General features: G+C 70.0%; 15 protein-coding genes. 8 read left to right on the forward strand and 7 right to left on the reverse strand.

Translation table 11 applies throughout. The annotated features are described in order from the left end of the window. Positions 1 to 36: 36 nt before the first annotated feature. From BLR02_RS01080 to BLR02_RS30255, 5 genes are all read right to left on the reverse strand, one after another. Entirely contained in the window at positions 37 to 789 is a 753-nt protein-coding gene (locus BLR02_RS01080) for an NAD kinase (RefSeq protein WP_090561052.1), read from the reverse strand. A gap of 65 nt (positions 790 to 854) precedes the next feature. Continuing rightward, complete coding sequence (locus BLR02_RS01085) at positions 855 to 1,730, reverse strand: carbon-nitrogen hydrolase family protein (protein WP_090659654.1); 876 nt, start codon at positions 1,728 to 1,730, stop codon at positions 855 to 857. Between the two features lie 71 nt (positions 1,731 to 1,801). Continuing rightward, positions 1,802 to 2,146: a hypothetical protein gene (locus BLR02_RS01090; protein WP_090659657.1), complete on the reverse strand. Its 345-nt coding sequence runs from the start codon at positions 2,144 to 2,146 to the stop codon at positions 1,802 to 1,804. 6 nt (positions 2,147 to 2,152) lie between these two features. Then, positions 2,153 to 3,145, reverse strand: a complete 993-nt coding sequence (gene moaA / locus BLR02_RS01095) for a GTP 3',8-cyclase MoaA (RefSeq protein ID WP_218127304.1) — start codon at positions 3,143 to 3,145, stop codon at positions 2,153 to 2,155. A 106-nt stretch (positions 3,146 to 3,251) separates the two neighbouring features. Beyond that, complete coding sequence (locus BLR02_RS30255) at positions 3,252 to 3,407, reverse strand: DUF3553 domain-containing protein (protein ID WP_408735461.1); 156 nt, start codon at positions 3,405 to 3,407, stop codon at positions 3,252 to 3,254. 124 nt (positions 3,408 to 3,531) lie between these two features. On the opposite strand from BLR02_RS30255, the gene BLR02_RS01105 reads away from it, so the two are divergent. The 6 genes from BLR02_RS01105 (at position 3,532) to BLR02_RS01130 (ending at position 9,650) form a co-directional block, all read left to right on the forward strand. Beyond that, positions 3,532 to 4,164 (forward strand): histidine phosphotransferase family protein, encoded by a 633-nt coding sequence (locus tag BLR02_RS01105; protein WP_176849317.1) that lies wholly within the window; start codon positions 3,532 to 3,534, stop codon positions 4,162 to 4,164. A gap of 67 nt (positions 4,165 to 4,231) precedes the next feature. Beyond that, positions 4,232 to 6,805 carry a hybrid sensor histidine kinase/response regulator gene (locus tag BLR02_RS01110; protein WP_090659660.1) on the forward strand — a complete coding sequence of 858 codons (2,574 nt, stop codon included), beginning with the start codon at positions 4,232 to 4,234 and terminating at the stop codon, positions 6,803 to 6,805. 11 nt (positions 6,806 to 6,816) lie between these two features. After that, positions 6,817 to 7,311, forward strand: coding sequence for a chemotaxis protein CheW (locus tag BLR02_RS01115; protein ID WP_090560551.1), 495 nt, complete (start codon positions 6,817 to 6,819; stop codon positions 7,309 to 7,311). Between the two features lie 31 nt (positions 7,312 to 7,342). Next, positions 7,343 to 7,738 (forward strand): response regulator, encoded by a 396-nt coding sequence (locus BLR02_RS01120; protein ID WP_090659663.1) that lies wholly within the window; start codon positions 7,343 to 7,345, stop codon positions 7,736 to 7,738. Next, a complete protein-coding gene (gene cheB / locus BLR02_RS01125) occupies positions 7,735 to 8,832 on the forward strand; it encodes a chemotaxis-specific protein-glutamate methyltransferase CheB (RefSeq protein WP_245704571.1) in 1,098 nt (365 codons plus the stop codon). The genes BLR02_RS01120 and cheB overlap by 4 nt, the downstream gene beginning before the upstream one ends. Beyond that, the gene (locus BLR02_RS01130) at positions 8,829 to 9,650 is read left to right on the forward strand and encodes a CheR family methyltransferase (RefSeq protein WP_090560553.1); all 822 of its coding nucleotides are present in this window, start codon (positions 8,829 to 8,831) and stop codon (positions 9,648 to 9,650) included. The genes cheB and BLR02_RS01130 overlap by 4 nt, the downstream gene beginning before the upstream one ends. A gap of 55 nt (positions 9,651 to 9,705) precedes the next feature. Here BLR02_RS01130 and ctrA read toward each other — a convergent pair whose 3' ends face one another. Beyond that, a complete protein-coding gene (gene ctrA / locus BLR02_RS01135; protein ID WP_090560554.1) occupies positions 9,706 to 10,443 on the reverse strand; it encodes a response regulator transcription factor CtrA in 738 nt (245 codons plus the stop codon). Between the two features lie 133 nt (positions 10,444 to 10,576). On the opposite strand from ctrA, the gene BLR02_RS01140 reads away from it, so the two are divergent. Together BLR02_RS01140 and BLR02_RS01145 are read left to right on the forward strand one after the other, a co-directional pair. Beyond that, positions 10,577 to 11,926 carry a FliI/YscN family ATPase gene (locus BLR02_RS01140; protein WP_090659666.1) on the forward strand — a complete coding sequence of 450 codons (1,350 nt, stop codon included), beginning with the start codon at positions 10,577 to 10,579 and terminating at the stop codon, positions 11,924 to 11,926. Continuing rightward, a complete protein-coding gene (locus BLR02_RS01145) occupies positions 11,916 to 12,323 on the forward strand; it encodes a hypothetical protein (protein ID WP_090659669.1) in 408 nt (135 codons plus the stop codon). Before BLR02_RS01140 ends, BLR02_RS01145 begins: the two co-directional genes overlap by 11 nt. Before the next feature lie 240 nt (positions 12,324 to 12,563). On the opposite strand, the gene hppD is transcribed toward BLR02_RS01145, so the two are convergent. Continuing rightward, a complete protein-coding gene (hppD, locus tag BLR02_RS01150; protein WP_090659672.1) occupies positions 12,564 to 13,667 on the reverse strand; it encodes a 4-hydroxyphenylpyruvate dioxygenase in 1,104 nt (367 codons plus the stop codon). Positions 13,668 to 13,678: the final 11 nt, after the last annotated feature.

Below are 13,678 nucleotides of genomic sequence, written 5' to 3' on the forward strand. Positions count from 1 at the left end.
AGCGCTGCCATCCATGGAGAACCTAGCCGAAGCCCCTCACACCGTGAACTGCTCGGCGATGATCCGCTCGCTGAGGCCATGATCCGGGTCGAAGAGCAGGGTGAGGGAGAGGCTGCGGTCCTCCCGCACCTCGACGCGGCGCACGTCGCGCACCTCGGTATAGTCGGCGACGGCGGCCACCGGGCGCTTCGGCCCTTCGAGGATCTCGAAGACCACCGCCGCATCCCCCGGCAGCAGCGCGCCGCGCCAACGCCGCGGACGGAAGGCGGAGATCGGCGTCAGCGGCAGGAGGTTGGCGCCGAGCGGCACGATGGGGCCATGCGCCGAGAGGTTGTAGGCCGTGCTGCCCGCCGGCGTCGCCACCAGCACGCCATCGCAGATCAGCTCCGGCAGGCGCTCCTTGCCATCGACCAGGATGCGGATCTTGGCCGCCTGGCGCGTCTCGCGCAGCAGCGAGACCTCGTTGATCGCCGGCGCCTCGCGCACCGTGCCATCGGCCGAGGTGGCGCGCATGCGCAAGGGATGGAGCGTCGCCGCCTGCGACTCCGCCAGCCGCTCGAGCAGCACCTCCTCGCGGTAGTCGTTCATCAGGAAGCCGACGCTGCCGCAATTCATCCCATAGACCGGGAGGTTGCGGCCGAGCAGGCGGTGCTGCGTCTCCAGCATGCAGCCATCGCCACCGAGCGAGACAACGGCGCGCGCGCCATCCAGCGGCGAATCGCCATACCGGGCGACGAGGCGGGCCTTGGCGGCGGCGGCGACCTCGGTCGCGGCGGCGAAGAAGGCGATGCGCCCGGCGAAGGCGTCGGGGCCGAGGCTGACCGGCTGCGGGAAAGGTGCCGGCGCGAGTTCCGTCACGCGCCGCGCGCCGCGGCGTCGAGGTCGATCCGGCGCGCCTGCCGGTGCTCCATCACCGGCATGTCCCGCCGTACCCGCGCGGTGATGGCGGGGTCGATTCGCGCCGTCGCCCAGCCGGTGCCGTCGGAGGCGCGGGCGACCACATGCCCCCAGGGGTCGGCCACCAGCGAATGCCCGTAGACCGAGCGCGGCTGGCCCCGCTCGAGATACTGCCCGGTCGAGGCAGCGGCGATGATCCAGCACTGGGTCTCGATGGCGCGCGCCTTCAGCAGCGGCTCCCAATGATCCTTGCCGGTCTGCAGGGTGAAGTTGGAGGGGACCAGGATCGCCTCTGCCCCCATCCGGCGCAGGACCACATACTGCTCGGCGAAGCGCATGTCGTAGCAGATGGTGCAGCCGAAGGTGATGCCGCCCGCCTCGAAGGTCGCCAGCCTCTCGCCCGCCCCATAGAGCGCGCTTTCACGGTAGCCGGTGCCGTCGGGCGCCACGATGTCGAACATGTGGATCTTGCGGTAGCGGGCGATCTCCCGCCCCTCCGGGTCGAAGACGACGGTGGTGTTATAGAGCTTCTCCGGGTCATCGCCCGGCCCCGGCGCCTCGATGATCGAGCCGCCATGGACATGGATGCCATGTCCGCGCGCCAGGCCGCGCAGCAGCTCATAGGCCGCGCCGCCCGTCTCGCCCGGCGCTGGCAACCGCTCCGCTGCCGCCTGCCGGCTCTCCCGCCCGCCGCCAAGATTGGTCCAGGTCTCGGGCAGCGAGACGAGGCCCGGCCGGTCGGAGGCGATGGCAGCGTCCACCAGCCGCCGTGCCTGGTCGAGATTGGCCTGCTTCTCGCTACCCTGATTCATCTGGATGACGCTGACGCGCATCGCCACTCTCCGCCGGACCGGCGCATCAAGCCCCGGCCAGGGCCCGAGGGCAAGCGCGGGGTCGGGACCGGTCAGTCGAGCCGAGGCTCCGCCCGGCCGCGCCGCGCCGGCTGCGGCCAACTCGGCTGGCGCACCGGCTCCGGCTGGACCGGGGGCAGGTCCATCCAATCCTCGGCCGCGGCCGAGCTGCGGCGCGGCGCATCGGCCAGCCGCATCGAGACCAGGCGCAACTCGCCCTGCAACTCATCGAGCTGCGCCTCGATCGAGTCGAGCCGCCCTTTCAGGCCGAAGACGCTGAAGGGCATCAGCAGATAGGCAAGGCCCACGAGCAGCAGCAGCAGCAGCGCGAGCAGCCCTGTCCAGTCCGGCAGGCCCGGGATGGCGAGGCGGGAGGCCAGATCCTGCAACAGGGCCATGGGCGCTCAGCCTCCGGTCACGCTCATATGGCGGGCCACGGCCGGCTTCGCCTGGCGCCGCTCGATGACGAAGTCATGGCCCTTGGGCTTCCGCAGCATCGCCGCCTCGATCGCGGCCCGCAGCCCGGCCTCGCCGGCTTCCGGGTCCCGCAGGACCTGACGCAGATCGGCCGCATCCTCCTGACCGAGGCACATATACAGCGTGCCCGTACAGGTCAGGCGGACCCGGTTGCAGCTTTCGCAGAAGTTATGCGTCATCGGGGTGATGAAGCCGATGCGCCTTCCGGTTTCCTTAACCGTGTAGTAACGGGCCGGGCCGCCGGTACGGTAGTCGGTCGCCTCCAGCGTCCAATGCGCCCGCAGCCGGTCGCGCACCACCGAAAGGGGCAGGTACTGGTCCATCCGGTCGCCGCTGATGTCGCCGAGCGGCATGGTCTCGATCAGGGTCAGGTCGAAGCCGTGCTCGCCGCACCAGGCCAGCATGCGGTCATACTCGCCCTCGTTCACGCCCTTGAGCGCCACCGCGTTGATCTTGACCGCGAGCCCGGCCGCCTTCGCGGCGAAGAGGCCATCGAGCGTCTGGCCGATCTCGCCCCAGCGGGTCACCGCCTTGAAGACGGCCGGGTCCAGCGTATCGAGCGAGACATTGATGCGGCGGACGCCGGCCGCGTAGAGGTCATCCGCCATCTTCGGCAGCTGCGTGCCGTTGGTGGTGATGGTGAGCTCCTGCAGGCCACCGCCGCCGATCCTCGCCCCGAGGTTGCGGATCAGGCCGATGACACCGCGCCGAACAAGCGGCTCGCCCCCCGTCAGCCGGATCTTCTCGACCCCGAGGTCGATGAAGGCGCCGCAGAGCCGGTCGAGCTCCTCGAGCGTCAGCACCTCCCGCTTCGGCAGGAAGGTCATGTCCTCCGCCATGCAGTAGACGCAGCGAAGGTCGCACCGGTCGGTGACGGAGACGCGCAGATAGGAGATCCGCCGGCCAAACGGATCGATCATGGATGATATTCCCCTGGAACGGCGATGCGCTTCCGCGTCATTTGGGCCGCGACCCCCGCTGGCTGCAACCCCCCGCGCCCTTCCGGGCCTGCGGCGCTGGGTCCCGTCAGGGCCATGGCTCGGCCAGCGGCTCGAGCGTGACCAGGGCGGCATTGATCAGCACCTTGCCGGCATGCTCGAAATTGACCGTCACCCGATCCCCGATCACCGACTGGATCTGGCCGATGCCCCAGTCGGGCTGGCCCGGATGACGCACCCGCATGCCCGGTTCGAGTAGGCTCGGCACCTCGATCCTCCCTGAGGACAGGCCAAGTCCAGGACAGGCCACGCAACGCTTCGCTAATACGGACAAGCTAGCCCATTGGGCGGCCAACAGGAACCCGCCCATGATCCCCGGACCCGATACCAGACTGGCGAGACTGCTCAGCGCCCGGCTTTGCCACGACCTAGGCGGTGCGGTCGGCAGCCTCGCCGGCGCGCTCGACCTGCTGCCCGAGCATGGCGACGAATTGCTGGAGGTGGCCAAGGACAGCGCCATCTCGCTCCGCTTGCGCATGCGTCTCTATGCTGCGGCATGGGGTGGCCCCACCATCGCCATGGAGCCTGCGGCGCTGGAGACGCTGCTGGGTGGCGCCCCGGCCGCCCCGCGGGTCCGCTTCGACCTGTCGGGCCTTGCGCCAGGGGTGCCGCTGCTGGCGCCCATCGTTCCGATCGCGCTCAACGCGGCCCTGCTGGCTGCCGAGGCCCTGCCGCGGGGCGGTACGGTCCGCCTTGCCGGCGATGGCGACTCGGGCCTGCTGGTGCTGCCCGTGGCGGATATCGGCCACAGCCCGGCAGCCTGGGCGCCGCGCTGGGTGGCGCTGCTGGCCGGCGGGTCACCCGATGCGGCCCTGGCCGAGGGGCCGCGCGCGGTGCTGGCGCCGCTGCTGCATGCGCTTCTGGCCGAGGCCGGCTGGACGGCCGCCTTCGGCCTCGGCGCCGGGCATGCCGCCCAGCCGCTGATGCTCACGCCGGGCTGAACACCTTTACCGATTCTTCGCCCCTCGCGGCGCAGTCTGCTCCCCGTAGACCGCCTCGAGGACCGCCATGGATGACCTGCTCACCGACTTCCTGACCGAAACGCAAGAGGGGCTGGGCGCGCTCGACGCCGCGCTCGTCCGCCTGGAAAGGGCGCCGGAGGACATGGCGACCCTCTCCGAGGTGTTCCGCATCGTCCATACCATCAAGGGCACCTGCGGCTTTCTCGGACTGACGCGGATGGAAGGCGTGGCCCATGCCGCGGAGAATGTCCTCGGCCGGTACCGCGACGGCACGCTGCGTGCGACGCAGGCGGGCATCTCCGTCATCCTCGGCGCGATCGACTGCATCCGCGGCATCGTCGCCGCCCTGGAGGGCACGGGCACCGAGCCGGAGGGGGATGATGCCTCCCTCATCGCCGCCCTCGATGCCGTCGCGGGCGGCGATGCCATCGCGCCGCCGCCCGTTGTCGCCCCCATTGCCGTGACGGCCCCGGCTGCGGAGGCCGAACCGCCCCCCGCCCGGGCGCCGGCCGCGATGGTGCCTGCCGCCCCGCAAGCCGCGCCGCCCGCCACCGAGCCGGAGAGCGCCGGCGCCAATGCCCCGCCTCAGACCATCCGCGTCACGGTCGAGGTGCTGGAGGGGCTGATGATGCTGGTCTCCGAACTCGTGCTGACGCGTAACCAGCTGCTCCAGCTCTCCCGCAACGGTGCCGACAACGCCTTCGCCGTCCCGCTGCAGCGCCTGTCGCACATCACCTCCGACCTGCAGGAGGGGGTGATGAAGACGCGCATGCAGCCCATCGGCAATGCCTGGGCCAAGCTGCCGCGCCTGGTGCGCGACCTGGGCGTCGAATTGGGCAAGAAGATCGAGCTCGAGATGCGCGGCGCCGAGACCGAACTCGACCGCCAGGTGCTGGAGCTGATCAAGGACCCGCTGACCCATATGGTCCGCAACTCCGCCGATCATGGCCTCGAGACGCCGGAGCAGCGCGTGGCCGCCGGCAAGCCCGAGGCCGGGCGCATCATGCTGAACGCCTCGCATGAGGGCGGCCACATCATCATCGAGATCGCCGATGACGGCCGCGGCCTGAATGCGGAGCGTATCCGCCAGAAAGTGCTGGCCCAGGGCCTGGCCACCGAAGCCGAACTGGCGGCCATGCCCGAACGGGAGATCCAGCGTTTCATCTTCCGTGCAGGCTTCTCGACAGCGGCGGCCGTCACCGCGGTCTCCGGCCGTGGCGTCGGCATGGATGTGGTCAAGACCAACATGGAGCGCATCGGCGGCACGATCGAGGTCCGCTCGAAGGAGGGCCGCGGCACCGCCTTCATCGTCAAGATCCCGCTCACCCTCGCCATCGTCTCCGCCCTGATCGTCGAGGCGGGTGGCGAGCGCTTCGCCATCCCGCAGATCGGCGTCGTTGAGCTGGTTCGCGTCGGCGGCGAGGGCGCGCCGCAACTCGAGCGCATCAAGGACAGCGCGGTGCTGCGCCTCCGCGACCGGCTGCTGCCGCTGGTCAACCTCGCTGGCCTCCTGCAGCTCGAGAGCTCGGCCACCGAGGAAAGCGCCTTCGTCATCGTCACCCAGGTCGGCGCGCATGTCTTCGGCATCATCGTCGACCGCGTCTTCGATACGGAGGAGATCGTCGTGAAGCCCGTGGCGCCCATCCTGCGCCACGTCACGATGTTCTCGGGCAATACCATCCTCGGCGATGGCAGCGTCATCATGATCCTCGATCCGAACGGCATTGCACGGGCGACCGGCGTCGGCGCCGAGAGCGGGGAAGGGGAGGCGGAGCGGGACGGCAAGCGTCAGGTCATCGCCCATCGCTCCGACCAGCGGACGGCCTTGCTGCTCTTCCGCGCCGGGGATGCCACGCCGAAGGCGGTGCCGCTCGGCCTCGTCGCCCGGCTCGAGGATGTCGAGCGCGCACGAATCGAGAATGCCGGTGGCCGGCCACTCGTGCAGTATCGCGGCAAGCTCATGCCGCTGGTGCCGATGTCAGGGCACTGGGACCAGGCGATGGCGCCGGAGCGCCAGCCGGTGCTGGTCTTCTCCGATGGCGACCGGACGATGGGCCTCATGGTCGACGAGATCCTCGACGTGGTCGAGGAGGTGATGACCATCGACGGTGCCGGTGAGCGCCCGGGCTTCCTCGGCACCACGGTCATTGGCGGCAAGGTGACGGAGATGCTGGATACCGCCTGGTGGCTGCGGCAGGCCGGCGAGGACTGGTTCGGTGGCGCCGAGCCGGCGGCAGGTGCCGGCCGGCGTATCCTTCTTGTCGAGGACAGCGCCTTCTTCCGCAACCTCGTCGTGCCCGCCATCGGCGCCGCAGGCTATGCCGTCACCGCCGTCCCCGATGCGGAGGAGGCGCTGCGGCTCCGCGAGGCCGGCGCGAGCTTCGATGCGGTGATCTCGGATATCGCCATGCCGGGCATGGACGGTTTCGCTCTCGCCCATGCGCTGCGCGAGAGCGGCCCCTGGCGCAGCCTTCCGCTCATCGCCCTCACCGGGTGTTCCGACCCGGCCGATATCGAGCGCGGCCGCGCTGCCGGCTTCACCGATTACGTGGCGAAATTCGACCGTGCCGCCCTGCTGGACAGCCTCAGGCAGTGCCTGAGCGCGCCGGTCGCCGGCTGAGGAGAGGCTTCATGCAGACCCAGACCACCACTGTCCCGGCGCCCGGCCTGATTACGCGCGGCGGCCTTCCGGCCGATGCATCGGAGGAGATCTACCTTACCCTCACCGTGGCGGATCAGCTCTGCGGCGTGCCGGTCCTGTCCATCCGCGATGTGCTGGGCGTGCAGTCCATCACCCGGATCCCCCTGGCGCCGGCGGAGGTGGCCGGCAGCCTCAACCTCCGTGGCCGCATCGTCACCGCGATCGACTTGCGCTGCCGTCTCCGGCTGCCGCCGCGACCGGAGGGGCATCGCGGCGCCATGAGCGTCGTCGTCGAGCGTGACGCGGAACTCTACAGCCTCCTCGCCGACCAGGTCGGCGAGGTGCTGCCGCTGCCACGGGCAGAGCGGGCGCCCAATCCGGTGACGCTCGATGCCGGCTGGCGCGACGTGTCGCACGGCGTCCACCGCATCGGCGAGCGGTTGCTGATCGTGATCGATGTCGAGCGCATCCTGGCGATCGGCTGAGCCCTCCGTCCCCGGAAAGGGAGAGACGCATATGACCCGCGCAAGCCCTGCCACCTGCCTGGTGGTGGATGACAGCCGCACCGTCCGCAAGGCGGCCCGGCGAATCCTGGAGAAGCTCGGCTTTACCGTCGCCGAGGCCGGCGATGGGGCCGAGGCGCTCACCGCCTGCCGCGCGGCCATGCCGGAGGTGGTGTTGCTCGATTGGAACATGCCGGTGATGGACGGGATCACCTTCCTCCGCACCGCCCGGGCCGAATTCGGCCCGGAGGAGCCGGTCGTCGTCCTGTGCACGACAGAGGCGGCGATGGACCGCATCGTCGAGGCGCTCGGCGCGGGCGCCCAGGAATACATCATGAAGCCCTTCGACGAGGAATTGCTGCGGGACAAGCTCATCCAGGCCGGGTTGCTGCAGGATCAGGCGGCATGAATCCCGCCCCTGTCCGGGTGATGCTCTGCGATGACAGCGCGACGGTGCGCGCCGCCCTCGCCCGTGTGCTCGAGGCCGATCCTGGCATCCGGGTGGTGTCCCGCGTCGGGGACGGCCAGCAGGCGGTCGCCGCCTTCGCGGCGCTCCCGCCCGCCGGACGGCCGCAGGTCGTGCTGCTCGATCTCGAGATGCCGGTGATGGATGGCATGACCGCGCTCCCTCTCCTGCTCCGGCAGGAGCCGCGGCCCGCCGTCATCGTCGCCAGCGCGCTGACACAGAAAGGAGCGAGCGCCACCATGGCGGCCCTTCGTGCCGGCGCCGCTGACTACATCCCGAAGCCGGGCGCTGCCGGTGGTGGCCTGCGCGATGCCGGCTTCCAGGCGGAACTGCTGGCAAAGGTGAAGGGATGGGCCCGCGTCGGGCGTATCCCGGCAACGCCTCGGCCGGCAGTCTTGTTGCGTCCCGCGCCGCTCAATCCAACCCGTGGCCTGAAGGTGATCGGTATCGGCTGTTCCACCGGTGGCCCACAGGCGCTCACCGCCTTGCTGCGGGGCCTGGTGAGGCCGCTGCCCGTGCCCATCGTCGCCGTCCAGCATATGCCGGCCGGCTTCACCGCCATGCTGGCCGACCATCTCGGCCGCCTCGGTGGTCCGGTCTGCGCCGAGGCGCGGGACGGGGAGGGGTTGCAGCCCGGCCGCTTCTACCTGGCGCCTGGTGACCGCCATCTCCTGGTGGAAGCGAAGCAGGATGGCAGCCTCGTCGCCCGCCTCTCCGATGCGCCGCCTGAGAATTTCTGCCGGCCTGCGGTCGATCCCATGCTGCGCAGCCTCGCCGCGGCCTGTGGCGGCACGGTTCTCGCCGCCATCCTGACCGGCATGGGGCAGGACGGCTTGCTGGGCTGCCAGGCAATCGCCGCAGCAGGCGGGACCGTCCTCGCACAGGACGAAGCCAGTTCCGTGGTCTGGGGCATGCCGGGCGCCGTCGCGCGTGCTGGCCTGGCCCGTGCCTTGCTGCCGCCGGAAGGGCTGGCGGATCAGATATTGGCCGCCGTCGAGACCCGGCCCAGGGTCGCCCGGCAAGGAGTGATGGCATGAGTCCCGAAAGCTTCGCCTTCATCGCCGGGCTGGTGAAATCCCGCTCCGGTCTCGTGCTGACGCCGGACAAGGGCTACATGCTGGAGACGCGGCTTGGCCCGTTACTCAAGCGCGATGGCCTCGCCAGCCTGGATGCCTTGGCAACGCGGCTGCGCGATCCGCGCTCCGCTCCCCTTGCCGAGGCGGTGACGGAGGCGCTGACGACGAACGAGAGCAGCTTCTTCCGCGACGGCAAGCCTTTCGACCATCTCCGCAAGGTGCTCCCGGCCCTGGCTCGTGCCCGGCCGGTCGGCGCTACGCTCCGCATCTGGTCCGCCGCCTGCTCGACCGGCCAGGAAGCCTATTCCATCGCCATGTTGCTGCAGGAGATCTCACTCGACGGCCGCCGGGCCGAGATCATCGGCACGGATATCGCGGAGAGTGTCGTGGCGCGGGCGCGGGAGGGCTTTTTCACCCAGTTCGAGGTGCAGCGCGGCCTGCCGGCCCGGTTGCTGGTGAAGCATTTCCGTCAGGAGGACGGGCGCTGGCGAGCTTCGCCCGAATTGCGCGGCATGGCGCGGTTCGAACGCGGCAACCTGCTCGGCGACCTGCGGAGCTTCGGCCGGTTCGACGTGATCTTCTGCCGCAACGTGCTCATTTATTTCGACGCGCCCACCAAGTCGCGCGTCCTCAACGCCTTGGCGGCGCAGCTGCAGCCGGATGGCGTGCTCTATCTCGGCGGGGCGGAGACGGTGCTCGGCCTGACCGAACGGCTTGTGCCGGTAGCGGGCGAGCGGGGCGCCTATGAGCGGCCCCGGGATACTGCGCTGGCCGGCTGAGGCTGGCTGCCCCGCGCAAGGCCCGGTGGACATCTTCCACCGGGCCTTATTGCAGTCAGGCGACCTGCCGCGTGGCGGCCACTGCCGGACGCTGCGTGACGAAACCGGGGGCGAGGCGGGTATCCGGATCGCGCAAGACATAGCCGCGGCCCCAGACGGTGCCGATCAGGTTGTCGGCCCCGGCCTGGGCCAGCTTCTTCCGCAGCTTGCAGATGAAGACATCGATGATCTTCACCTCGGGCTCATCCATCCCCCCATAGAGGTGGTTGAGGAAGGCCTCCTTGGTGAGGACCATGCCCTTGCGCAGCGTCAGCAATTCGAGGATCGCGTATTCCTTGCCAGTCAGGTGGACCGGTTGGCCATCCACCGTTACTTCGCGCGAGCCAAGGTTGAGGGTGAGGCTACCGACCGAGAGGCTCGGCTGCGCGAAGCCCTTGGCCCGCCGCACCACCGCCTGGATGCGGGCGACCAACTCCTGCCCGTCGAAGGGCTTGGTGATGAAGTCGTCGGCGCCGACGCCGAACCCTTTCACTTTCGCCTGGGGCCTGGTCAGGCCGGAGAGGATCAGCACCGGCGTCTCGATCCGGCCAGCGCGCAGGCGCCGCACGACCTCATAGCCTTCCATGTCGGGCAGGCAGAGATCGAGGATCACGACGTCGTAGTCGTAAAGGCGCACCATCTCGAGCGCCTCCTCCCCGCTATCCACGGCGTCCACCACCATGGCGGAGGCCTTGAGCATGGCCGTGATCCCGCGGGATGCGGTCAGATCGTCCTCAACCAGAAGCACTCGCATGTTGCGGTTTCCCACACGTTTTACGTGTATAGAGATACCAGTATTGCGCGCATTTGGAAGAACCTATTCATCTTTGAGACGTACAAAGAGTGGAGACAGTGTTTCAAAAACATCAAAAAATGGCTCGAAGCCCATGAATGTGCAGGCAAAACCGCCATTACCCGAACTGCGGCAAGCATTTCGCCGCCTGGACCCCCTTCGCTTGCATGGGCGGGTGGTCGCCGCAGGGGGGCTTCAGCTTACCTTAGAGGGACTCGCGCCATGGTTGCAGGTTGGCGCCCGGCTGCGGCTGGTACCGCCAGGGCGCCCGGCCGTTCCCGTCGAGGTCGTGGGATTCCAGTCCGGACGCGCCACCGCCATGGCCTTCGCCCCACTCGATGGCATCGCCCCCGGCTGCGCCGCCGTGCTGGCGCCCTCCGCTGGCCTCCCCGTCGATGCCAGCTGGCTTGGCCGGGTCATCGACCCGCTGGGATGCCCGATGGATGGCCGGGGGCCGCTCCGGCATGGCCCGCAGCCGCGCCCGGTGCGTGCGCCGCCACCGGGGGCAGGCACCCGCGCCCGTCTCGGTGCGCGGCTCGATCTGGGCGTCAGGGCGCTTGATGCCTTCGCTACCTGCCGGCGCGGGCAGCGCCTCGGCTTTTTTGCGGCCTCGGGCGTCGGCAAGTCGACACTGCTGTCGATGCTGGCCGCCGGCGCCGACTGCGATGTGGCCGTGATCGCCCTGGTCGGGGAGCGGGGGCGGGAGCTGCGCGAGTTCATCGAGGATGACCTCGGCCACGCCGGCCTCGCCCGCAGCATCGTCGTCTGCGCCACCTCAGACAGCCCGCCACTGATGCGGCGTGAGGCCGCCCTCGCGGCCATGGCGATCGCCGAGCATTTCGCCGATGCTGGCCGCCAGGTGCTGCTGATGATGGACAGCGTCACCCGATTCGCCCTCGCCTTGCGCGAGATCGGCCTGGCCGCCGGTGAGCCGCCGACCACGCGCGGCTACACCCCCGGCGTCTTCGCCGAGCTTCCGCGCCTGCTGGAAAGGGCCGGCCCGCGCGCCGAAGGCTGCCCCGGCGCCATCACCGGCCTCTTCACCGTCCTGGTGGAGGGCGATGACCATGACGAGCCGGTGGCCGATGCGGTACGCGGCATCCTCGACGGGCATGTGGTGCTGGACCGTGCGATCGGCGAGCGTGGCCGCTATCCGGCCATCGACATCCTCCGCAGCCTCTCCCGCACCGTCCCGGGCTGCCTCCACCCGGCGGAGGCGGCGTTGATGCGGCGCGCCCGCGCCATCCTCGCCCTGCATGCCGAAATGGCGGATCTGGTGCGCCTGGGTGCCTATCGCGCCGGCTCCGATCCGGCGGTGGACGAGGCCCTCCGCCTCGCCCCGCGCATCGAGGCCATGCTGGCCCAGGGCAAGGGCGAGCGGAGCGGCATCACCGATGCCTTCGCGGCACTCGCCACCGCGCTCGAGACGGCCGATGGCGTGTGACCCCCTGGCCACCCTCACGCGACTCCGCCGGCTGGAGAGCGACGAGGCCCGGCGCCTGCTCGGCGAGGCCAATGCCCGCCTTGCCGCCGCCGAGGCCCGCGCCGCAGCCGCCGAGGCGGCGTTGGCCACGGAAGCAGGGCAGGGCGATGGGGGGGATTACAGCCGTTGGCTCCCTCGCGCCCTGGCCGAGCGGGACCGCGCGGCCCGTGCCGCCCAGTTCGCCGCCGACAGTGCCGCACTGGCCAGGCAGGATCTTGCCGGGCGCCGCGCTGCCGAACGGGCGCTCGAACAGCTGCGCGAGGCGCGAGCGGCGGCAGCCCGCCGCCAGGCCGCGCGCCGTGCACAAACCCTTCTGGATGAGGCCGCGGCACGGTCCGGCGCTCTCGTTCAATCCTGACCGCAGCGAGCCATGGCAGCCTGCTGCCGGAGCAGGATCCGCTGAGGTCCCGCGGCGGATCGGCCCGGAATGGGGGTGGCAGAAGCACGAGCCCCGACCGGCCGACATCAAGGCGTCTGGGCGTCCGCCTGCCGGATCCGCCCAGGCGGCGGAGGTCGATTGCCTCTACCGGGACCTGACCGCCGAGAACCCCAAGGCCGCCCCCCGCCCGGTATCCCGGGCAGGGGATCGCCGCTGAGGCTACTCCGCCGCCAATACGCCGCGGCGGATCTGGTCGAGCTCGATGCTCTCGAACAGGGCGCGGAAATTGCCCTCGCCGAAGCCCTGGTCGCCCTTGCGCTGGATCAGCTCGAAGAAGATCGGGCCGATGACGGTGCCGGTGAAAATCTGCAGCAGCCGCCCGCCCTCCGGTGTCGGCGCGCCATCGGTGAGGATGCGGTTGCGCGCCAGGCGCCCGATCTCCTCGGCGGTCAGGTCGGGCATGCGCTTCGGCAGCAGCTCGTAATAGGTGTCCGGGCTGTCCATGAACTCGATGCCGCCCCCCCGCATGCCCTCGACGCTGGCGAAGATGTCGTTGGTGCCGAGGGCGATGTGCTGGATGCCCTCGCCGTTATAGGCGCGGAGGTATTCCTCGATCTGCGACTTGTCGTCGCTGCTCTCGTTGATCGGGATGCGGATCTGGCCGCAGGGCGAGGTCAGCGCGCGGGACTTCAGCCCGGTCAGCTTGCCCTCGATGTCGAAGTAGCGGATCTCGCGGAAATTGAAGAGCTTCTCGTAGAAACCCCACCACACATCCATCCGCCCGCGATGCACGTTATGCGTCAGGTGGTCGATGACGGTCAGGCCCTGGCCCGCGGGCTTCGGGTTGGCGTCGTCGATCCAGCGGAAATCGACGTCATAGATGCTGCCGCGCGCGCCGTAGCGGTCGACGAAATAGAGCAGCGAGCCGCCGATGCCCTCGATCGCCGGGATATTCAGCTCCATCGGCCCGACCTTGCCGGTGACGGGCTTGGCACCCAGCGAGATCGCCCGCTCATAGGCGCGGGCCGCATCGGCGACGCGGAAGGCCATGGCGCAGGCGGAGGGGCCATGCACCTTCTGGAAGGCCTGGGCAAAGCTCTCCGGCTCGGCGTTCAGGATGAAGTTGATGTCGCCCTGCCGCCACAGCGCCACCTGCTTGCTGCGATGGACGGCGACGCGGGTGAAGCCGAGGCGGCCGAACAGCGCCTCGAGCCCCGGCATGTCGGGGCCGGTGAATTCAACGAACTCGAAGCCATCGGTGCCCATCGGGTTCTGGTCCGAGATGGCGCCGGCGAAGGCGGTGCGATCGGGAGGGATGTCCATGCTCGGTCTCC

It is taken from the genome of Belnapia rosea (genome assembly GCF_900101615.1).
Classification (GTDB): domain Bacteria; phylum Pseudomonadota; class Alphaproteobacteria; order Acetobacterales; family Acetobacteraceae; genus Belnapia; species Belnapia rosea.

What these genes read in the sequence shown, in the direction of transcription:
- BLR02_RS01085 (WP_090659654.1), bottom strand. Translation starts at nt 1,730, where the DNA reads ATGCGCGTCAGCGTCATCCAGATGAATCAGGGTAGCGAGAAGCAGGCC.
- BLR02_RS01090 (WP_090659657.1), bottom strand. Translation starts at nt 2,146, where the DNA reads ATGGCCCTGTTGCAGGATCTGGCCTCCCGCCTCGCCATCCCGGGCCTG.
- moaA (WP_218127304.1), bottom strand. Translation starts at nt 3,145, where the DNA reads ATGATCGATCCGTTTGGCCGGCGGATCTCCTATCTGCGCGTCTCCGTC.
- BLR02_RS30255 (WP_408735461.1), bottom strand. Translation starts at nt 3,407, where the DNA reads ATGCGGGTGCGTCATCCGGGCCAGCCCGACTGGGGCATCGGCCAGATC.
- BLR02_RS01105 (WP_176849317.1), top strand. Translation starts at nt 3,532, where the DNA reads ATGATCCCCGGACCCGATACCAGACTGGCGAGACTGCTCAGCGCCCGG.
- BLR02_RS01110 (WP_090659660.1), top strand. Translation starts at nt 4,232, where the DNA reads ATGGATGACCTGCTCACCGACTTCCTGACCGAAACGCAAGAGGGGCTG.
- BLR02_RS01115 (WP_090560551.1), top strand. Translation starts at nt 6,817, where the DNA reads ATGCAGACCCAGACCACCACTGTCCCGGCGCCCGGCCTGATTACGCGC.
- BLR02_RS01120 (WP_090659663.1), top strand. Translation starts at nt 7,343, where the DNA reads ATGACCCGCGCAAGCCCTGCCACCTGCCTGGTGGTGGATGACAGCCGC.
- cheB (WP_245704571.1), top strand. Translation starts at nt 7,735, where the DNA reads ATGAATCCCGCCCCTGTCCGGGTGATGCTCTGCGATGACAGCGCGACG.
- BLR02_RS01130 (WP_090560553.1), top strand. Translation starts at nt 8,829, where the DNA reads ATGAGTCCCGAAAGCTTCGCCTTCATCGCCGGGCTGGTGAAATCCCGC.
- ctrA (WP_090560554.1), bottom strand. Translation starts at nt 10,443, where the DNA reads ATGCGAGTGCTTCTGGTTGAGGACGATCTGACCGCATCCCGCGGGATC.
- BLR02_RS01140 (WP_090659666.1), top strand. Translation starts at nt 10,577, where the DNA reads ATGAATGTGCAGGCAAAACCGCCATTACCCGAACTGCGGCAAGCATTT.
- BLR02_RS01145 (WP_090659669.1), top strand. Translation starts at nt 11,916, where the DNA reads ATGGCGTGTGACCCCCTGGCCACCCTCACGCGACTCCGCCGGCTGGAG.
- hppD (WP_090659672.1), bottom strand. Translation starts at nt 13,667, where the DNA reads ATGGACATCCCTCCCGATCGCACCGCCTTCGCCGGCGCCATCTCGGAC.